This window comes from Bacillus sp. CBEL-1 (genome assembly GCF_004348885.1).
Lineage (GTDB): Bacteria > Bacillota > Bacilli > Bacillales > Bacillaceae_H > Priestia > Priestia aryabhattai_A.
This window is the reverse complement of sequence record NZ_SBIM01000008.1, coordinates 134,041-154,502: the sequence shown is the minus strand read 5'-3', so window position 1 is coordinate 154,502 and position 20,462 is coordinate 134,041. Positions and strand designations below refer to the sequence as shown.

Here is a 20,462-nt window from a genome sequence, read left to right as displayed (position 1 = left end):
TTGAAAAATCGTTTACAGCTACTTGTGTTTATTGCAGGTCTTGTTGTCGTTCTTGTTTTGACAAAAGAATATTTGAGTGGTCAAATTATTGGGATTTTGAGTTTGCTCATTACAATTAGCGTAATCTTTATTGGATTGGTTATTTCGCTTGAAAACCGTCATCCAACTCAAACGTTAACGTGGCTTGTCGTTTTAGGCAGCTTTCCTGTTGTCGGCTTTTTCTTTTATCTACTCTTTGGACGAAACATTCGAAAGCGACGATTGTTTGCAAAAAAAGCGAAGCTAGATGAGCAGGTTTTATTGAAGATGGAAAGGGATTCTTCAATCTTCGACGAACAAGTTGAACGCTTTGGTGAAAAGCGTAAACAGTTATTAACGTTGGCTACTCAGCTAGGGAAAGCTCCGGTTTCATTTGCGTCTGATACACGAGCACTCACGAATGGTGACGAAACATTTGACGAAATACTGGAAGCCTTACAGCATGCACGTCACCATATTCATATGGAATATTACATTGTTAGGCATGACGATCTAGGGCAAAAAATTAAGGATATTTTGATTAAAAAAGTACAAGAAGGCATTTATGTGCGCTTCTTGTACGACGCAGTTGGAAGCTTTAAGCTTTCTAAGCACTACATTCACGAAATGCGAGAAGCAGGCATAGAAATGGTCCCATTTTTACCTGTGCGCTTGCCGTTGTTAAATAATAAAATTAACTTTCGAAATCACCGTAAAATTGTGGTGATAGACGGAACGATTGGATTTGTCGGAGGATTAAATATTGGGGATGAATATCTTGGTCAGAGCCGACACTTTGGCTTTTGGCGTGATACGCATCTGCAGGTTCGCGGTGAAGCGGTGCGCTCTTTACAACTAATTTTCTTGCAAGACTGGTATTATATGACGGGTCAAACGCTACTAACCCAAACGTATCTGTCACCCGACTTAATTGATGTCGATGAAGAAAGCTGCGGTGGAGTTCAAATGATTGCTGGAGGTCCTGACCGAGAGTGGGAAGTCATTAAACATTTATTCTTCTCGATGATTACGTCAGCTCGAGAGTCCATTTGGATTGCATCGCCATATTTTATTCCTGATGAAGATATATTCACAGCATTGAAAGTAGCAGCGCTTAGTGGAGTAGATGTTAGGTTGCTTGTACCAAAAAAACCTGATAAAAAAATCGTTTTTCACGCTTCACGCTCTTACTTTCCAGAACTACTAGCAGCAGGAGTGAAAGTATATGAGTACGAAAAAGGCTTCATGCACAGTAAAATTGTAATTGTGGATAAAGAAATTGCATCGATTGGCACTGCCAACATGGATATGCGAAGCTTTCATTTGAACTTTGAAGTAAATGCCTTTCTCTATAAAACAGCAAGTACTCAAAAGCTTGTTTATGAGTATATGCAAGACTTGGAGGTCTCTTCGGCACTTCATTTAGATCAATTTCAAAAGCGCCCCATTTTGCAAAGAATTTTTGAGTCAACATCTCGTTTACTATCACCTTTACTCTAAGAAAGCTACCTAACAAGGTAGCTTTTTTTTTGAGAAAAGAAGGAATTTACTAAAGGATAACGAATAACAGTAAGAACCCAATAAGGAAGGAGTGTTAATTATTGCTCGTCGCAAAAACAGACCATAATCGTTTAGTTTCATTAGCCAGTGGCTTTACAGAGGCAGAGCTGCGGCGCTTGCAAAAAACGGGGGATTTTTATTGTCCAGCTTGTAATGAATCCGTTATGCTTCGCGTAGGAATAAAGCGCTGTTCCCATTTTGCACATCGAAAAAAAGAGTGTACAGTTGATCAGGAAGGAGAGAGCGATTATCACGTAACGGGAAAGCTGCAGTTATTTCGGTGGTTAAAAACTCATACCTCAGCTCAGTTAGAGCACTATTTGCCTCAACTTCAACAACGTCCCGATTTGTTTGTTGAAGTTGGAAAAACAGCTTATGCACTAGAATTTCAGTGTGCTTCATTGTCTACTGAAGCGTTCGTTCAACGGACGAATGGGTATAAATCGCAAGGTTACTATCCTTTTTGGGTAATGGGGGCAAAGCGATTAAAGCGCTTAGGTGCCTCACTTTTTCGCCTATCTCCTCAAGAATGGCAGTACCTCACTATCAGCGAACAATCGCCAACGCTTTATTATTTTTCACCCTTCACAAATGAGTTAATCAAACTTGAGCATATCATTCCGTTTTCCTCCCAAATTGCTTTTGCTGAATTGAAAATTTTCACGCCTAATTCCCATACATTTTCAGAATGGCTTACTTTGCATACGTCTCCTTCTTATCATGAAGGGTGGATTCAGAAAAAAAGGAATTTCCGCACGACGTACATGCTATATCCAGGCTTACAACATAAACACTTTTTAGAAAAGCTCTATACTCTTCAAATTCCACCCACTCATTTTCCTTCTGAAGCTGGTTTTCCAATACCTTCTGCTTTTATGCTTGAAACACCTGCAGTAATATGGCAAGCTTGGCTCTTGCTTGATATTATGCACGTAAAAAAAGTGGGAGAAATAGTGAACCTAAAGCAGATATATATGCAGTTTAGTGCTAGGGTTCGCCAAAAGCTTATTAAAGTACGCTCCGTTCCTTTTATGCATTCTACAATTGAAAAGCCACTGCTAGAGTATGTCGAAGTATTATGCAAGCTAGGTTTACTTTCTCCTGTTACGCATGATTCTTATCGAATTGAAAGAGGCTATACAGTTCCTTTGCTCAGCTCTGATGCTTTTTTGGAAGATGGGTTATTAATGAAAAAATGGTTAGACCAAGCAAAAGAAGTGACACGTTAGTAGAAAATAAGTACGCTTAAATAGAAACTCTGTTTAGGCGTGCTTACAAGCTGACTAATTTTTGAAAAGCCACATACAATAAAAAAAGGATTCGTCTTTTGTATAGCGAAGTTAGTAACAGAGTCGAAGTAAAAGATGGAAGGGTGTTAATATGAGTGAACAATCCACAGTGAAAAAGTTGCCAAACCGCAGTGAAATTAAAATAGAAGATACATGGAGATTAGAAGATATCTTTGAAACAGATGAAGCGTGGGAGAAGGAATTTCAAGCTGTTAAAGCGTTAGTTCCAGAGATGGAGCAATATCGCGGAAAGCTTGGAGAATCAGCAGACACGCTTTTTAAAGCATTGCAGCAGCAAGATGAACTAACAATGCGCGTCAGTAAGCTTTATACATATGCACATATGAGGTATGACCAAGATACAACCAACTCATTCTATCAAGGATTAAATGATCGAATTAAAACGTTGTATACAGAAATTGCGAGTGCATTATCTTATGTCACGCCTGAACTTTTAGCAGTAGATGAGGCAACGCTAAAACAATATCTAGAAGAAAGCAAGGATTTACAGCTATATGCACACGCGTTAGATGAAGTAAATCGTGAGCGTCCTCATATCCTTTCTGAGAGTGAAGAAGCTATTTTAGCACAGGCGTCCGAAGCGCTAGGAGCATCAAGTAATACGTTCGGTATGCTGAATAATGCGGATTTAGAGTTTCCATCTATTAAAGATGAAAACGGGGAAGAAGTGGAGATTACCCATGGTCGTTATATACGCTTTTTAGAAAGCAGTGATCGCCGTGTTAGAGAAGATGCGTTTAAAGCCGTCTATGACACGTATGGTAAATTTAAAAATACATTTGCGAGCACTCTTAGCGGAACAGTTAAAAAAGATAACTTTAGCGCTAAGGTCCGTAACTACGAATCAGCTCGTCATGCAGCTCTAAGCGCAAACAATATTCCAGAAGAGGTATATGATAATTTAGTTGCCACGGTAAACGAATATCTGCCTCTGTTACAGCGCTATATTGACCTGCGAAAGAAAGTGTTAGGCGTTGATGAGCTTCACATGTATGATCTTTATACACCGCTTGTGCAAGACGTCAAAATGGAAATACCATATAGCGAAGCAAAAGATTATTTATTAAAGGGCTTGGCACCACTTGGAGAAGAGTATATTTCCATTTTAAAAGAAGGATTTGAAAACCGTTGGGTGGATGTGCACGAAAACAAAGGAAAGCGAAGCGGTGCTTATTCTTCTGGAACATATGGAACAAATCCATATATTTTAATGAACTGGCAGGACAACGTGAACAATCTTTTCACATTAGCTCATGAGTTTGGTCATTCTGTGCACAGTTACTATACGCGTAAAGAACAGCCTTACCCATACGGCGATTATTCAATCTTTGTCGCTGAAGTAGCATCTACGTGTAACGAAGCGTTATTAAATGATTATTTATTGAAAACAATCGACGATGAAAAGAAGAGATTGTACTTATTAAATCATTATTTAGAAGGCTTCCGCGGTACCGTGTTCCGTCAAACGATGTTCGCTGAGTTTGAGCATGAAATCCACGTTCGAGCTCAAAATGGTGAACCGCTAACACCAGAGTTGTTAACGAAGCTATACTATGATTTAAATAAAAAGTATTTTGGTGATAATTTAGTCATTGATGAAGAAATTGGCTTAGAGTGGGCGAGAATCCCACACTTCTACTACAATTACTATGTGTATCAATACGCAACAGGCTTCAGCGCAGCTGCAGCGTTAAGCAAACAAATTCTTGAAGAAGGGGATGCGGCTGTTGAACGTTACCTTGGCTTCTTAAAAGCTGGAAGCTCTGATTACCCAATTGAAGTGCTGAAACGCGCAGGAGTTGATATGACAACTGCTGAGCCAATCAAAGAAGCATTAGAAGTATTTAAAGAAAAGCTTGAAGAGATGGAACGTTTGTTAGAGAACAACTAAATGAAAATAAACAAAGCTTTGCGCATCCGCAAAGCTTTGTTTATTTAAATCCTCGAAATCGATTAAATGAATTAAGAAGCATAATAGTAATGAACAGAGAGAGAAGTAAAAGAGGAGCAGCAATTAGAAGCGGTGCAAGCTTCATTAACGACAGTAAATAAAAGATAAAGGAAAAACAGAGAATGGCGATGCTGATGATCACTCCGATTAGCTTTATAGTTGGTCACCTCGCTTGCTTGTCATGCTTGAACTATATGAAGTAAGGTATCAAAATATACTTTTTTTAAAAAAAATCATGAAAATCTCAAAAAGGGGTTGTCAAAACTCGACATAATTTGCTATAGTAATAATCGTGAAGTTTATCACAAAACAAACATATACCCCTTTGTTTGACCGTGAAAAATTTCTCCCATCCCCTTGTTGTCTTAGGACAAACAAAAAGACTTGGCATTTGCCAAGTCTTTTTTGTATACTAACAGCCTTTTTCTAAGCTTCTCCAAAACGTGCCGTATTTCACTGGAACTTGTTCTACCAGGCGTTGAAGCTGAAGTTTTTTTAGTTCTCGCTCAGCTTGCTCAGTAGAGATATCATAAACAACGGCTACTTCTTTTGCTGCGACAAATTGAAAATAAGCTAAAAACGATCGCAGAGGTGGAAGCGGAAGTGGATTGATTTGTTCTTCTTCTAACATTTCATAAATGATGTGTACATAAGTTTCATATGAATAATGACCAGAAATCTTAATTCCTTCTTCTTCAACTTTTTCGTTAAAAAACACAAGTGTCGGAATGTCAGTTACGTCCATTTCTGATGTGATTTTTAAATCGCATTGGAAGGCTTTTGTAGCATGCTCAGCGTGTAAATCTCGCACAAATTCGTCGACATCGAGTCCAATTTCTTCTGCACATTTTACAAGAACATCTTCTTTTTCAACGTTTTGTTTCTCTAAAAATAATGCTTCTCGAAGTTTTCGTAAAAAGCGAATGCCTTGTTTTTTTCCCTGTAAACCAGCAGCTTTAATCGCAATAGATGCAGCGAATGGTGTTGAAATAGGGTTTTCAAGCCAGAGGTTACCGTCGCAGGACATACCGGATCGGCAAGCTGTTTGCTCCCATGTTTTAGCCATATCTTCAAACTTCTTTTTTGTCCCAATGTTTAGCTGTTGTAAATTGCTGGTTAAAACATGTTTGAGGGTAATCCAGTTTCCATACTCAATCTGCAATTTTTTTAAGATAGGTTCTAGCGCCCAGCATTCTGGACAAAGTGGATCAACAAATACGTAAATTTCTAGCGGCTTCTGATTAGAACCCTGACAAAGGTGTCGCAATGATTGATGTTCGCTGTGTAAATTCTTCAATGTGAAAATCCTTTCTCATCGTTCTGTTCGTGTGAATTAACCATATGTTGAGCAGTCAGAATGAGCCGGTGATAAAGTTCATCTCGTAATGGACCTTCTAAGCCAATTTCATCCATTGCCTCATGCATACAATGAAGCCATGCTTTTGCGCGAGCTGGCGTAATCTCAAAAGGCAAATGTCTTGCACGTAACATAGGGTGTCCATGTTCTTCAGTATATAGAGCCGGCCCGCCTAAATATTGTGTTAAAAATTGTTTTTGCTTTCGTGTTGTTTCCGTTAAATCTATTGGAAAGATAGGGGCTAAATCTGGGTGACTAGCTACCCTATTATAAAAAGCATCAACAAGTTTGGAAATCGTATGTTCACCGCCCAATAGTTCGTAGGGAGATTTGACTTTTTCTTTCATGTTGATAACTCCTTTATCCTAGAAATATACTCCATCAAGTGTAATGGAGTAGTACCATCGTTTTTCTTAATTTTAGCAGTGTACCTTATTTATCTCAAACTATCCGCTTCAAACAGAAAAGGTGATAGGGTAGCTAGATAAAGAAATCAGTGAAAAAGTAGCAGAGTTCATAAAAAAAATTTCTTCACATACCTTTTCCGAAAATGATGAGTTGCTTTCTATTCATTATAAGTAGACGTAATTTTAGCAACATAATTTTGTGTTTCTTTAAAAGGCGGAATACCACCGTATTTATCGACATTTCCTGGCCCTGCGTTATAGGCGGCAAGAGCAAGCTTAACGTTCCCGTTATATTTATCAAGCATTTGCCGTAAATATTTTGCGCCTCCTAAAATGTTTTCTCGAGGGTTAAGCGCATTTTGAACGCCAAGGTAGTTAGCCGTTGCGGGCATGAGCTGCATTAATCCTAATGCACCTGCATAGCTTTTGGCATTAGGATTAAAGTTAGATTCTTGTTTAATCACAGCTGAAATTAATTTAGGATCTAGATTATATTTCGAAGCTGCTTCATTAATCAGATCATCAAAGCGTGATCCAGTGATTGGTGATGTAGGCGAACTGCTTTTTTGAACCTGCTTATTGACATAAGGATCCGCATTCATTTTCAGAGGCAGAACATTAGATGTAAAAGTGAGTTGAGCTGTTGGCTCATTAGCACCTGTCTCTTCAGATATATATTGTGCCAAAATGTTTGCAAATATCGACGGATTTAAAAGTGTTGCAGGTGAAGTTGTCGGTTGCTTTGCCGTAAATGTTTGCAAAGTCTGTAGCTGTAACCACGTTTGATAAGCTCGAACATCCATTGATTTATTCCTCACTTAGTAATTGATATTTGCGATCGTAAAAACGTTTGATCTTGTTCGCTGTATTACGCTTAGGGATTTCAAAGTCTTGCAGTAAGTTCTCGAATGCAAGTAGTCCTTGTTTTTCATCCTGAACTTCATACTCAATCTCTACATCATCGGTGTCCAAATAAAAACTATGGTCAAATACAAGCAAACCGCTCTTGTATTCAATTTCTGCTCGGTACGTTTGGAGTGTGCCAAAGTAAGTGAGGTCTGCTGATGATACACCAAGCTGCTGGAGAGCTACTGCCATTTCAGTTGGAAAGTTCTCTTTTTCAGTCATCAGCTCTTGTGCTTGTGGCTCTGTAATCTCAACATGTGTTTCTAATAACCCATTTTTATGAGGCTGCTTTAAAGTTAAAACAAACTTTCCATTTTTGTTTCGAATTCGTAAAGCAGCTCCTGCGCTTTTTAGCTGAAAGTCATTTGTATCAAAATAATGATTTTCCTGCATGATAAAATCACGGTCTGTTAGTTGGAAATAAGCTAGTAATTTTTTAAATTCACTCTTGTTTACTAAGTTTTTAAATTCAATTTCAATTTCTTGTTTCATGCTACATAAGCTCCTTTATGATGGATCTGTAAGGATATATTTAATAAGACGTTTTTTTATAATGTTTAGCATACCTATGTTTCTCTTTACGATTAGAAAAACAACTGCATTGTTATCATAAGATTTCATTTATAATCTATCATAAATTGGTTAATTTGTATCGTTAATATCTCGAATCAATCAACGTTTTGTAAAAGAGACGACATAGAAAGTAGGAGAAAACCTGAATAGATTTCGTTTCGCTTTATTAAACCGGGTTTGAATGTGTTAAAATAAGAACGAATTGTATAGTTGGAAGGAGTATATATATGCAAAATCGAATCGAAATCACAACCTGTGTGATGAAGAAAGATGAACTACATTTAAAGGCAGAGGCTATTGAACAACAAATCGAGCAGATTGAAGATATGAAGCAAGTGCTTGCTGATTCAGACAATATGTCATTCGTATACATTGTGGAGGTCAACGAGCAGTTTATGTATGTTGGACTAAGTGACAATATGTGGCCACACCTAAAGAACGTTTTACAAGATGATAAAAAAGTGTTTTTAGAAGTTAATAAGCAAGTCGTTGAGCTAACGGCTATGAAAGAAGAGTTAACATACTTAATCAGCAACATTGAAGGTAATGTAAACTACGGAGATGATATGGTAGCAAGAGTAGAAGAGGTTTTCTTAGATAAAAAAAGCAGTTAACAAGGTGAGGGGGATAGCAATGGTAAGGCATTGGGACTTATTTTTAGCACCGTATAAACAAGCGGTAGAAGAACTTAAAGTAAAGTTAAAAGGCATGCGCTCTCAATACGATATGAGGTCTACGCATTCTCCAATTGAGTTTGTAACAGGCCGAGTGAAACCCATTGCTAGTATTTTAGATAAAGCGGCGAGAAAAAACATTTCTTTAGAGCGTTTAGAGGAAGAGATGCAGGACATTGCAGGTCTACGTATGATGTGTCAATTTACAGATGACATTAAAGCAGTAGTTGAAATCCTAAGGCAGCGTACAGACTTTAAGGTAGTAGAAGAGCGAGATTATATTACTCATCAAAAAGAAAGTGGGTATCGCTCCTATCACATGGTCATTTGCTATCCTGTTCAGACCATACACGGAGAAAAGCAAATCTTAGCAGAAATTCAAATTCGTACGCTAGCGATGAATTTTTGGGCCACGATTGAACATTCTTTAAACTATAAATACAGTGGCAATTTTCCTCAAGAGATTAAAGAACGACTTCAACGAGCATCAGAAGCGGCTTTTCAGCTAGATGAAGAGATGTCAAAAATTCGAGGGGAAATTCAAGAAGCTCAGGTATTCTTTTCGCGTAAAAAAGAATCAGAGAAAACGGAAAATGAATAAAGAATAAAAATTCATATCAGGTTTTTCAACACAGATAGGGGGGAAGAAGGTGAGTAATATCAAGTTTGCTATTACGTCCAGGGGCGATCAAGTTTCAAATACATTAATGCAACGAATGAAAACGTACTTATTAGATTTTCACTTAGAGCAAGACGAAGATGAACCAGATATTGTGATTTCAGTGGGTGGAGATGGCACGTTATTGTATGCCTTTCACCATTATCAATATCGGTTAGACAAAACGGCTTTTGTTGGAGTACATACAGGACATTTAGGGTTTTATGCAGACTGGACACCAGATGAAATTGAGAAGTTAGTCATTGCTATTGCCAAAACACCTTATCAAGTTGTTGAATATCCACTGCTTGAGGTTATTATTCGTTACACAACCGGAGAAAAGGAAGCACGTTCTTTAGCACTCAATGAGTGCACGGTAAAAAGCGTGGAAGGCTCACTTGTTATGGATGTTGAAATTAGAGGTCAGCAGTTTGAAACATTCCGAGGGGATGGATTATGTATTTCAACTCCATCAGGAAGTACAGCTTATAATAAGTCCCTTGGAGGTGCTATTTTGCATCCGTCACTGCATGCGATTCAGATTGCCGAAATGGCTTCTATTAATAATCGTGTGTTTCGTACAATCGGATCTCCTCTCGTGTTACCAGGACACCATACCGCTTTATTAAAACCTGTTAATTACTCAGATTTCCAAATCACCATTGATCATTTAACGTTGCTACACAAAAACGTTAAGTCTATTCAGTGTCGAGTTGCGAATGAAAAGATTCGTTTTGCACGCTTCAGAGCTTTTCCATTTTGGCAGCGAGTAAGAGATTCATTTGTATGTGACTAAGTGGAGAGATATGATATGCACAAGCTATTTACGTTAACCTGGAACGTAACGGATTCATTTAGTGGCTCTTTATTACGTGACTTTTTAAAAAGACAACATATATCTCGAGCTGCATTAACAGATATTAAGTTTAAGGGTGGCTGTATTGAAGTAAATGACGAGAAAGTAAATGTTCGGTATAAACTTACTACTGGAGACTTTGTAAAAGTAACGTTTCCACTTGAATATCCAAGTGAAAGTCTTAAACCTGCATGCCTACCGTTAGATGTGATTTATGAAGATGACTACTTGTTGGTCATTAATAAATCCGCTGGGATGCCTAGTATTCCAACACGAGAGCACCTGGATGATTCGCTAAGCAATGCGCTGCTGTTTTACTATGAGCAAAACAGTATTGCTTCTACCATTCACTTAGTAAATAGGTTAGATCGTGATACTTCAGGTTTATTAATAGTCGCTAAGTATCGACACGTTCATTTCTTATTTTCTCAAGCTCAAGAGCAACGAGCAATTAAGCGTACATATCGTGCGCTTGTTCACGGAACCCTTTCTAAAAAAGAGGGGGTAATTAACGCTCCAATTGGAAGGAAGAACGGTAGTATCATTGAAAGAGTGGTACGTTCAGATGGTCAGTATGCTGTTACGCACTACAAAGTGATTGAAGAGTACGATGGATTTTCCGAAGTGGACTTACAGCTGGATACAGGGCGTACGCACCAAATTCGTGTTCATATGGAGTATGTGGGGAATCCTTTACTCGGCGACTCTCTATACGGTGGAAGCAGAGAGAGAATAAGCAGACAGGCGCTACATAGCTATAAGCTCACATTCTTTCATCCCATTTTGCAACGGGAAGTATCATTTCAATCACCGCTTCCTGATGATATGCAGCGTTTGGTTCAACAAAGCAGAGGGTAAATACGATAAGAGCACTACTCGTGAGTAGTGCTCTTATGCTATCCTTTAAACTTTTCAGCTACATAAGGCATAGAAGAAGACACGGAAACAAGCTCTTTTTCAGGGTAGCGAAACGCAGTTAACTTGCCGCCAAATACAGCTCCCGTATCAATATTAATAGTGTTGTTACGTAGCTTAGGAGACGTAATGGGTGTGTGACCGTAAACAACCAATGGTGTTCCATTGTAGTGTTGAGCCCAGTCATTCCGCACAGGTGATCCGTCTGGATGGGTTTCTCCAGTAATGTCTCCGTATAAAACAAACGTTTTAACTTTTTTATCGCTTCGACCAATATAGTCTGCCCGAATTCCAGCGTGTGCAATAACAAGCTGTTCATGTTTTAAGTGAACATAAAGAGGGGCATTCTCATAAAGTTCCATAAACTTATGTTTAATATCTTGCTGCTGCGTTTGGGAGAGGGCATTATATTCAGCTACGGTTGTTTCTAACCCATGTTTAATTTGGACTTTGTTTCCTTTGAAAAATCGATAAAGCTTATTGCAGTGGTTTCCAGGGCAGTAATAAGCTTTTTTTTGTTTAACAACGAGATGCCAAACAAGCTCGATTACCTTTAAGGAGTGAGGTCCTCGGTCCATCAAGTCTCCTACAAAGGCTAAGTGTCTATTTTCTGGATGGACGGGATAGGAAGAGTTCCAGCTATAGCCTAGTTTAGTTGTTAATTCTACAAGCTCATCGTAGCAGCCATGAATATCTCCGATTATATCTAGCTTCACATTTCTTCACGCTCTTTTCTAATGAATTTTGTATCGTTTGAAAAATAAACCTTTTAGGATGTAGAAATTTCATTCTATATTGTGCAAACTATCGATAAGATTTATCACATAATACTTAGATAAACAGAAGTTTTTAAGGTTTTACTACGAGTTATGAGTTGAAATCTAGTTCATTTCATAATACAGTAAGGGAAGTTTTGTTCTGAGAGGAGGAAATAGTTATGACTGAATCAATGGAAAGAGAAGAACAAAAGAGACTTCAAGAAGACTTGATTAACTTGCTCAAAGAAAATAAAATTGATGCATTTCGAGAAGAGTTTCTAGAGATGCACCCGTATGATCAAGGTCAGTTTTTTGAAGAGCTAGACGAAGATTTGCGATTTGCTCTCTATGAAATGCTTTCTCCAGAAGAAATGGCTGACATTTTCGAACAGGTGGAAGTGCCTGAAGAAGACTATCAGGATTTGCTTTCAGAGATGCACCCAACCTTTGCTGCGGATATGCTAGCTGAGATGTCAACGGATGACGCAGTTGATGTTTTAAACGAGTTGGATAAAGAGCAAGTAGCGAGCTATTTAACCATTATGGATGAAGAAGCAGCGGATGAAATTAAAGAATTACTTCACTATGAAGAGTACACGGCCGGCAGTATCATGACAACAGAGTTTATCGCAATTAAAGCAAACCAAACGGTTCGCTCTGCGATGCAAATTTTAAGGAGAGAAGCTCCAGGAGCTGAAACCATTTACTATACGTTTGTTGTGGATGAACAAAAACATTTAGTAGGTGTTATTTCCTTAAGGGACTTAATTGTTGCAGATGAAGAAACCATGATTAGTGATGTCATGAGTGAACGTGTTGTATCGGTATCCGTTGCGGAAGACCAAGAAGAAGTTGCACGCATTATGAGGGACTATAATTTCTTAGCGTTACCCGTAGTAGACTTTCAGCAGCACCTTCTTGGAATCATTACCGTCGATGATGTGATTGATGTAATGGATGAAGAAGCATCTGACGATTACTCTAAACTCGCAGGTCTTAGCGACGTAGACGATACGGCAAGCAACAACCCTTTTAATGCAGCTAAAAAGCGTTTACCTTGGTTAATTATTCTTTTGTTTTTAGGTTTGATGACGGCGAGTTTAATTGGGCGTTTTGAGGATACGCTAAATCAAGTAGCTATTTTAGCAATCTTTATTCCTTTAATTGGCGGAATGGCAGGGAACACCGGTACTCAAGCGCTAGCCGTAGCCGTTCGTGGAATTGCAACCGGAGAAATTCAAGAAGAAGGAAAATTAAAGCTTCTCATTCGTGAAGCATTAACAGGTCTAATTACAGGAGGATTCTCTGGTATTGCCGTAACGCTAATTGTATACGTATGGCAGGGTGACTTGATTTTAGGAGCGCTGGTTGGCATTTCTATATTTGCAACGCTAACTGTTGCAACGATAACGGGCGCATTTATCCCGCTATTCATGCATCGTTTGAAGATTGACCCTGCGGTGGCATCTGGACCGTTTATTACTACGATTAATGATCTTATTAGTATTTTAATTTACTTTGGATTAGCAACAACTTTTATGAGCTATTTAAAATAGAGTTGTTGACAGATTAGGCATCGCCTTTTATGCTTGACATTTAAATTTAACACTGGCTTAATATACTTTCATTATACTAAGCAGGTGAAGGAAAAGGAGGGAAAAGTAGATGGAACATCATGCATCCGTAACCTCACTTGTTATTGTAATTACGGTCGCTTTTTTAACACCAATTCTACTTCATCGCTTTAAACTCAACGTTATCCCTGTTGTAGTAGCTGAAATTATTATGGGGTTAATTATCGGAAAAAGTGGATTTGATCTCGTTCAACAAGATATGTGGTTAGAGACGTTGTCTACCCTTGGCTTTATCTTTTTAATGTTTTTAAGCGGGCTAGAAATTGATTTTTCTGCATTTGCAGGTGGACAAAAGAAGGAAAAGACGAAATCAGGTAAAACGATCCCAAATTCGTTTGCTGTATCAACCATTGTATTTATTGCTATTTTTGCTGTTTCCTTGTTATTATCCTATATCTTTGTCTGGACAGGGTTTATTGACAATGCGTTTCTAATGACGCTTATTATTTCAACGATTTCACTTGGCGTTGTTGTTCCAACGCTAAAGGATGCCCAGATTATGAAGAAGTCCATTGGGCAAACCATCTTACTTATTGCAGTTATTGCAGATCTTGTGACGATGATTCTTCTTGCTGTTTTTGCATCAATTTATGCAGAGTCGGGAGGAGGAAACACATGGTTACTGCTTATTCTGTTTGCTGCCGGTGTTCTCTTCTACTTTATCGGTAAGCAGTTTAAGCATCGCTCATTCCTTGAAACAATGTCTAAAGGAACGGTTCAGATTGATACGCGGGCAGTATTTGCTCTTATTATTATCCTAGTGGGACTTTCTGAATCAATTGGAGCGGAAAATATCTTAGGAGCCTTTTTAGCGGGTGTGCTTGTATCACTGCTTGCTCCAGATAAAAATCTCGTGCATAAACTAGATTCCTTCGGCTACGGGTTTTTAATTCCCATCTTTTTTGTAATGGTTGGAGTAGACCTTGATATTTGGTCGTTGTTTGGAGATTCAAAAGTACTTCTTCTAATGCCTTTATTGCTGTTAGCTTTATTGTTATCAAAGCTGTTACCAGTAATGATTATGCGCATTTGGTACGATACAAAAACAGTGTTGGCATCAGGCTTTCTATTAACATCAACGCTTTCACTCGTTATTGCCGCAGCTACGGTTGGTGAAAATATTGGTGTCATTGATTCACAGATGTCAGGGGCTCTCATTCTAGTAGCGGTCATTACGTGTATTATTACGCCAATCGTCTTTAGAAAGCTGTTTCCAAAGCCAGAAATCAATGACAAGAAGCTTAAAATCAACATGCTTGGTGCGAATCAATTTACCCTACCAGTAATTCGAGATCTTGATTTAAATATGTATGACGTAACGATTTATCATACATCAAATGAAAAGCTAGATAACCGTACGTCTGACACTGTTTTTAATATTAATGATATTGAATCTTATGATGTAGAATATCTAAAAAAACAAGGTATTTTAGATACGGATGTACTCGTTGTTACAACAGGAGAAGAAGAGCGCAATACATCGATTTCTTTAGCTGCCAAAGAATATGGTACAGGTCGAGTCATTGCGCGTGTTGAAACGCCAGAGCTTGATGAAAAGCTAAAAGCAAACGGTGTGGAAGTCTTCTCCGTATTATTATCAACAACAGCACTATTAAAAGCGTTAATTGAGTCACCAACGGTTTTAAATATCTTAACGAATCAAGAGTCGGCTCTTTACCAAATCAATATGCGTAACCCAAAATACCAGGGAGTAGAACTTCGTAAATTCCCATTTACGGGCGATGTTATCTTTGTTCGTATCTTTAGAGGTAAAGACTCCATCGTTCCTCACGGCGATACGGAACTAGCGTTAGATGACCGACTGATTGTAACGGGATCACGTTCCTACGTAAATGAGCTCAAAATGCTTTTAGAGTATAAAATTCGTTAATAAAAATAAGCCTTTCAGTCAATAAGCTATCCGGAAAATTGAGAGTTAACTCTTAATTTTCCGGGTTTTTTAATATGTAAGCTAATTTAAAAGAGTAGTGAAGAGAAATGAAGCGAACTTGTACCTGTATTAGAAACGTCATAATTTGTCTTTAAAAAGCGAGCATTTTATTATGTCTCAGCTTCTTTTGTAGATATAAATGATAGCTTTTTAGACTTCTCCTATGTTATACTTATATTAATACCAGGTACTAATAACTTGTAATAAGTAGGAGGATATTAAAAGATGTTAAAAAGCTTATCCTTAGAGAACCGCACATTTGTTGTTATGGGAGTAGCAAATAAACGAAGCATTGCGTGGGGAATTGCTCGTTCATTGCACGAAGCAGGCGCACGTTTAGTATTTACATATGCGGGAGAACGCTTAGAGAAAAACGTTCGCGATCTTGCAGCTTCATTAGAGCGTGAAGATACGCTTGTATTACCTTGTGACGTAACACAAGATGAAGATATTAAAGCATGTTTCACAAAAATTAAAGAAGAAGTAGGCCATATTCATGGCGTAGCACATTGTATTGCGTTTGCAAATCGCGAAGATTTAGATGGCAATTTTGTAGATACGTCTCGTGATGGTTTCCTTTTAGCTCACAATATTAGCTCATATTCACTTACAGCTGTTGCTCGTGAAGCAAAAGAGCTAATGACAGAAGGCGGAAGCATCGTAACGCTAACTTATCTAGGCGGAGAGCGCGTTGTTCAGAACTATAACGTAATGGGCGTAGCTAAAGCTTCATTAGATGCTAGCGTACGCTACTTAGCTTCAGACTTAGGTCAGCACGGTATTCGCGTTAACTCAATTTCTGCAGGACCAATTCGTACGTTATCTGCAAAAGGAATTAGCGACTTTAACTCAATTTTAAAACAAATTGAAGAGCGTGCACCGCTTCGTCGCACAACAACTCCAGAAGAAGTTGGAGATACGGCAACATTCTTATTCAGCGATCTATCACGTGGAATTACAGGCGAAAACCTACACGTGGATTCTGGTTTCCATATTATTGGACGTTAATCGTTCTTGTAAGAGCGCTACAACATGTAGCGCTCTTTTTTTGTATGGCCATAAAAAAAGAAACAAGTTTTCTAGAAAGCAAGCATACATTTTTAAGAGAACGATAACAAGCAATGGGAGGTATGCTTCATGACTGACTCTCGCTCAAGGTCCGAAGACAACGAGCCTTTAATGTATATTGTGCAGCCCACTCAAGCACAAACAACAAGATCGATGCAATATTTTTATAGTTCAAAGCAAAACGAAAAAGAGCAGCAGCCTTTAAAAGAAGAACCAACTTTCTCACCAATTCAAGACGTAAAATCACAGGAAGTTAAGCCTGAGAAAGCTGGGTTACCTGCGAATGTTCATAAACACAAAGAGCAAAAGAAACCAAATAAAGCATTTCAATATATGAACATTAGTGAAAAAATTAATTTTCTATGTGGATTTCCAAAACATATGGCACAGCCCATTTGTGAAATAAGCGTAGAAGGAAAGTCATTTATTGGAACGATTGTAGAATTTGCAGACGGTGAAGTATCGATTTTAGTTCCCCCACATGACAAGCCCAATCGTGTACCTGTCAAAGATATTATAACGATTTCAATTGTTAAGATTTAAAGAAATAAAAAGCTAACAGACGAATTTTTCTTGTTAGCTTTTTTCAGTAAAGGTGGGTTTCACATGACCTGGATTTATTTATTTTTATTTGTTTTTGCTACGTTTCGCCTCACAAGGCTGATTGTATTTGATAAAATCACAGGTTTTATTCGCCAGCCGTTTCACGAAATGGTTACGGAAGTTGATGAACAAGGCAATGAAATGACTTACTTAACAGTAAAGGGAAAAGGGCTTAGGAAGTGGATTGGAGAACTCTTAAGCTGCTATTGGTGTACGGGCATGTGGTGTGCAATTGCAATTTATGCAGGCTACACGTTTTTTCCACAGGTAGCTATTCCAACAATCATTATTTTAGCCATTGCTGGATGTGCAGGCATTATTGAATCATTTATGAAATAAATGGACGGGCATAGAAAAAACAATCGACTTACAGCCGATTGTTTTTTATTCTTCTGTCGGAAGAGTGAGGACAATTTTATTTAGAAAAGGGATGCCTTGCTTCCATTCTTCACTGTAAAAATAACCTTCTACAATAACAAAAGAGGAGCTTAGTTCTTTTGGAATAAGAAGTTGAAATGATTCAAAGCGCAATGGCTGATTAGGTGCTAGATGGGCAGAGCGAGTAGGTCTAATCCAATATTCACCCTCTTGTTTGATTCTTTCTCGCCATTTTGGATGAGCATACTTCCATTGAATGGCTGATGGTGGAATAGTGGAATCTTCAATTTCTTTTTCATCCACAATCTTTCCAGTTAGTGCTACGTTTTCGTGAGGTTTTACTTTTAAGCAGATAACGGGTGAAGCAAGCGGTTTGCTTGTTTGATTTGTAACCACAGCGTTTCCAATGATCATCATTTCTTCCTCATCTGGAGTTGGCAACAAGACAGAGTGTTGAAAATAACTGATGACGTCAGTTGCCTGAAAGCGATCAACCTTTACTTCTACACGCTTTTCTACTACTTTCTCAACAGGTTTTTCAATGATTTTCTCAATCACTTTTTCTTCGATGATCGGCTGCTTGCGAGAAATTCTTTCTTTTAAAGACTCAATGATAATAGCTTGCTCTGAGTGCTCATTTTTAAGCTGATAAAGCTCTCTTTCAAGCTCTTCAAGCTCTGTATCTTTGTCATTGATTGAATAGGCTTCAGCGTGCTTGTTTTTCCAAAACAAGGCGTTTTCTTTCTCGCGGTCGAGTGCTCGTTCCAGCTGTCTCAGCTGATTTTCATAATTTTTTAGTTCAGATTTATAGTGAATGAGCTTTTGGCGTATTACCATTGAATCATCTTTAGATGAAGGGGACATTATATAATCTCCTTTCGTAACGTAGCTATCAATATTTCATATGTATGCGAAGCAATGGCTATCAATGAAAAAAGAGGAGAAAAATTCTCCTCTGATTATGCATTGACTTATTCGAATTCGTATTCTCCGCCGTGATCTTCTTCGTGTAAGTGATGAGTACCAGGGAATAACTCGTGGCATTGTGGTGGATGAATAATTGGTCCGCATCCTAACGTTTCTAGAAGTTCTGGACGAGGGTGGCAATAGCTGCCTTCTACTTCAATATTTACATAACGCTCTACTTGAACACTAACGCAAAGCATAATTTCTAAATCTAAGCTTTCGAATCCACCAGTTGGTAATGATCGAACGTCTCCTTGACCATCAAAGTTGTCTAAGCGAACAACTGGATATGTGCCTTCTGGTGCACATAAGTAGAAGCGCTGTGTTGTAGACCATGGTACTACTGGTGACAAGTAACAGCCTGGCGTACCTAGGTCTTCACAACCGAACTCATCTCTTGTAAATTTGATACGACAGAAACCATTCATAGATAGTTTCACTTCGTGTAGAGTAACTACTTCTCCATCAGGTAATAAAATTTCTTTGTGTTTGCGTCCATGTTTTTTACATGTTGGAATTTCAATCACTTCTGCAATTGCATCTTCATCGTTTAAATCAAGCGGGTTGCCTGCTGCATCTGTTAAGATAACCTCAACGTCTACATAAGGTGATGTAGGATCAAAGTTGCCAAACTCTAATGAACCGTTGCTATAAAGACGCTCTAAAGAGATTTCACGCTTCACCCAATCATATACTTTAGGAACGCGAATACATAATGAATCTAAATGTTCTCCCATTCTTTTTTACCTCCTAATCGTAATTGTCCTTCCTTTATGCTATTCGTTAACTAGGTATCGGACTACTATAGTGTATGAATGACCCGGTTTTGTGTGACCGTGACAAAAGCGGAATTTAGAAAAGTTCACTGCAAGCATAAAATTTGAAGGAAATAATAAACTCACTTACAGCATATTCATATTAAGAAAAAGTGTTATTCATCTAGAAAGAAATTTTATGAGTAATTAGCTTACATGAAGGAGTGAATCACTGTGGCTGAAGTAAAAGTAAGAGAATATATTGCAAGCTTAAAAGCTGAGTTAGAGTTTTATAAGGAAGAATATCAAAAATATAAGAGTGAAGAGTTAAATTATGAAGAACTTAAGGAAGACTTAGAGAATTATAGAGAAAAAAATAAAAAACTAGTTGAAGAAATTGACTGGCTCAAAGCAATGATTAATGAACAAAAAGAGCAGGAGAAAAAAGCTAAGCAAAAACCAGAAACGAAAGTACAGGAAGTTGAAAAACCGATAGAAGAGATAGAGGCATATTCATCATTTGATAAATCAATTAATCAAGGTCTTAGTGAACTTCACCAAAAGCTAAGCGGGGTTCAGCGGCATAAAATGAGGCAACAAGCGGTGAATCGAGAGCGTGATATGAACAGTCAGGATCTATTTTTGAAGCTGCAGCGTAAAATGGACAAATAACACTGAACTTCTTATTATAAGCTGAATATAATGTCATAGATTGCATTTTGTGAAAAGGAGGGACCATAGGATGTATTATAATCAAAAACAAGTATACCCTCACCCGCACCCGCACCCTCATTACTATCAGCAGCCTGTAATGAAAAAAGCAGTTCAATATCCTTCAAAGCCTGTGCAAAAGCCAATGCCAAAGCAAGGTGGATGTGGCTGCGGATCTAAATTACCGAAGCGTTAAACCATTTGTACTGCCTATCTTGGCAGTACTTTTTTTCTTTTTATACATAGTATAGATGGAGGTGAATGACGTGGCAGATTTTTTTGAGCAATTAGAGAAATTTTTTGAAGAGCAAATCATTGGTTCTCATGAAAAAAAGATGGATGAAGTGGAAAAGTTATCTCAGCGATTTGAAAAGCAAGAGCGTCAATTACAGCAGCAAGAAAAGCAGATTGATGATATTTATAATGATGATCCGTTTGGACAATAAAATTATT

22 protein-coding genes are annotated in these 20,462 nt (G+C 38.1%); 15 read left to right on the top strand and 7 right to left on the bottom strand.

All coding sequences use genetic code 11. From position 1 onward, the window contains the following. The 3 genes from cls to pepF all read left to right on the top strand — a co-directional run bounded on the left by cls (position 1) and on the right by pepF (position 4,779). Complete coding sequence (gene cls / locus EPL02_RS06805) at positions 1-1,518, top strand: cardiolipin synthase (RefSeq protein ID WP_094913047.1); 1,518 nt, start codon at positions 1-3, stop codon at positions 1,516-1,518. A gap of 101 nt (positions 1,519-1,619) precedes the next feature. Further along, entirely contained in the window at positions 1,620-2,807 is a 1,188-nt protein-coding gene (locus tag EPL02_RS06800; RefSeq protein ID WP_094913046.1) for a competence protein CoiA, read from the top strand. A 151-nt stretch (positions 2,808-2,958) separates the two neighbouring features. Next, positions 2,959-4,779, top strand: a complete 1,821-nt coding sequence (gene pepF / locus EPL02_RS06795; protein ID WP_094913045.1) for an oligoendopeptidase F — start codon at positions 2,959-2,961, stop codon at positions 4,777-4,779. A gap of 472 nt (positions 4,780-5,251) precedes the next feature. Here pepF and EPL02_RS06790 read toward each other — a convergent pair whose 3' ends face one another. The 4 genes from EPL02_RS06790 to EPL02_RS06775 all read right to left on the bottom strand — a co-directional run bounded on the left by EPL02_RS06790 (position 5,252) and on the right by EPL02_RS06775 (position 8,001). Beyond that, the gene (locus tag EPL02_RS06790; RefSeq protein ID WP_280924296.1) at positions 5,252-6,136 is read right to left on the bottom strand and encodes a ClpXP adapter SpxH family protein; all 885 of its coding nucleotides are present in this window, start codon (positions 6,134-6,136) and stop codon (positions 5,252-5,254) included. Further along, a complete protein-coding gene (locus EPL02_RS06785; protein ID WP_061785625.1) occupies positions 6,133-6,543 on the bottom strand; it encodes a globin domain-containing protein in 411 nt (136 codons plus the stop codon). The genes EPL02_RS06790 and EPL02_RS06785 overlap by 4 nt, the downstream gene beginning before the upstream one ends. A 218-nt stretch (positions 6,544-6,761) precedes the next feature. Then, a complete protein-coding gene (locus EPL02_RS06780; protein WP_131887347.1) occupies positions 6,762-7,406 on the bottom strand; it encodes a lytic transglycosylase domain-containing protein in 645 nt (214 codons plus the stop codon). Positions 7,407-7,410: 4 nt separating this feature from the next. Continuing rightward, positions 7,411-8,001, bottom strand: a complete 591-nt coding sequence (locus EPL02_RS06775) for a CYTH domain-containing protein (protein WP_131887346.1) — start codon at positions 7,999-8,001, stop codon at positions 7,411-7,413. A gap of 308 nt (positions 8,002-8,309) precedes the next feature. On the opposite strand from EPL02_RS06775, the gene EPL02_RS06770 reads away from it, so the two are divergent. Genes EPL02_RS06770 through EPL02_RS06755 form a run of 4 tightly spaced genes read left to right on the top strand, consistent with a single transcriptional unit; the run spans position 8,310 to position 11,128 of the window. Continuing rightward, positions 8,310-8,696, top strand: a complete 387-nt coding sequence (locus tag EPL02_RS06770) for a UPF0738 family protein (protein WP_094913041.1) — start codon at positions 8,310-8,312, stop codon at positions 8,694-8,696. 19 nt (positions 8,697-8,715) lie between these two features. Continuing rightward, a complete protein-coding gene (gene yjbM / locus EPL02_RS06765; protein ID WP_094913040.1) occupies positions 8,716-9,357 on the top strand; it encodes a GTP diphosphokinase in 642 nt (213 codons plus the stop codon). A gap of 58 nt (positions 9,358-9,415) precedes the next feature. Next, complete coding sequence (locus tag EPL02_RS06760; protein WP_165932527.1) at positions 9,416-10,210, top strand: NAD kinase; 795 nt, start codon at positions 9,416-9,418, stop codon at positions 10,208-10,210. Positions 10,211-10,225: 15 nt separating this feature from the next. Continuing rightward, positions 10,226-11,128, top strand: a complete 903-nt coding sequence (locus EPL02_RS06755) for an RluA family pseudouridine synthase (protein ID WP_094913038.1) — start codon at positions 10,226-10,228, stop codon at positions 11,126-11,128. 38 nt (positions 11,129-11,166) lie between these two features. Here EPL02_RS06755 and prpE read toward each other — a convergent pair whose 3' ends face one another. Then, a complete protein-coding gene (gene prpE / locus EPL02_RS06750) occupies positions 11,167-11,901 on the bottom strand; it encodes a bis(5'-nucleosyl)-tetraphosphatase PrpE (protein WP_094913037.1) in 735 nt (244 codons plus the stop codon). A gap of 221 nt (positions 11,902-12,122) precedes the next feature. On the opposite strand from prpE, the gene mgtE reads away from it, so the two are divergent. From mgtE to EPL02_RS06725, 5 genes are all read left to right on the top strand, one after another. Next, complete coding sequence (gene mgtE, locus EPL02_RS06745; RefSeq protein ID WP_094913036.1) at positions 12,123-13,499, top strand: magnesium transporter; 1,377 nt, start codon at positions 12,123-12,125, stop codon at positions 13,497-13,499. Positions 13,500-13,608: 109 nt separating this feature from the next. After that, positions 13,609-15,468 (top strand): monovalent cation:proton antiporter family protein, encoded by a 1,860-nt coding sequence (locus tag EPL02_RS06740; protein ID WP_131887345.1) that lies wholly within the window; start codon positions 13,609-13,611, stop codon positions 15,466-15,468. 285 nt (positions 15,469-15,753) lie between these two features. Beyond that, positions 15,754-16,536 carry an enoyl-ACP reductase FabI gene (gene fabI / locus EPL02_RS06735; RefSeq protein ID WP_025908127.1) on the top strand — a complete coding sequence of 261 codons (783 nt, stop codon included), beginning with the start codon at positions 15,754-15,756 and terminating at the stop codon, positions 16,534-16,536. 129 nt (positions 16,537-16,665) lie between these two features. Then, positions 16,666-17,139, top strand: coding sequence for a CotO family spore coat protein (locus EPL02_RS06730; protein WP_131887344.1), 474 nt, complete (start codon positions 16,666-16,668; stop codon positions 17,137-17,139). 63 nt (positions 17,140-17,202) lie between these two features. Then, entirely contained in the window at positions 17,203-17,538 is a 336-nt protein-coding gene (locus tag EPL02_RS06725; RefSeq protein WP_131887343.1) for a DUF1360 domain-containing protein, read from the top strand. A gap of 45 nt (positions 17,539-17,583) precedes the next feature. On the opposite strand, the gene EPL02_RS06720 is transcribed toward EPL02_RS06725, so the two are convergent. After that, positions 17,584-18,441: a hypothetical protein gene (locus tag EPL02_RS06720; RefSeq protein ID WP_131887342.1), complete on the bottom strand. Its 858-nt coding sequence runs from the start codon at positions 18,439-18,441 to the stop codon at positions 17,584-17,586. Between the two features lie 107 nt (positions 18,442-18,548). Beyond that, positions 18,549-19,280: a BMQ_0737 family morphogenetic spore coat protein gene (locus EPL02_RS06715; protein ID WP_131887341.1), complete on the bottom strand. Its 732-nt coding sequence runs from the start codon at positions 19,278-19,280 to the stop codon at positions 18,549-18,551. A 252-nt stretch (positions 19,281-19,532) separates the two neighbouring features. Between EPL02_RS06715 and EPL02_RS06710 the strand changes: the two genes are divergently transcribed. The 3 genes from EPL02_RS06710 (at position 19,533) to EPL02_RS06705 (ending at position 20,455) form a co-directional block, all read left to right on the top strand. Then, complete coding sequence (locus tag EPL02_RS06710) at positions 19,533-19,970, top strand: hypothetical protein (RefSeq protein ID WP_131887340.1); 438 nt, start codon at positions 19,533-19,535, stop codon at positions 19,968-19,970. Positions 19,971-20,040: 70 nt separating this feature from the next. After that, a complete protein-coding gene (locus tag EPL02_RS20815; protein WP_165932526.1) occupies positions 20,041-20,205 on the top strand; it encodes a hypothetical protein in 165 nt (54 codons plus the stop codon). 70 nt (positions 20,206-20,275) lie between these two features. After that, positions 20,276-20,455 carry a hypothetical protein gene (locus tag EPL02_RS06705; RefSeq protein WP_094913029.1) on the top strand — a complete coding sequence of 60 codons (180 nt, stop codon included), beginning with the start codon at positions 20,276-20,278 and terminating at the stop codon, positions 20,453-20,455. The last annotated feature ends 7 nt before the right edge of the window (positions 20,456-20,462 follow it).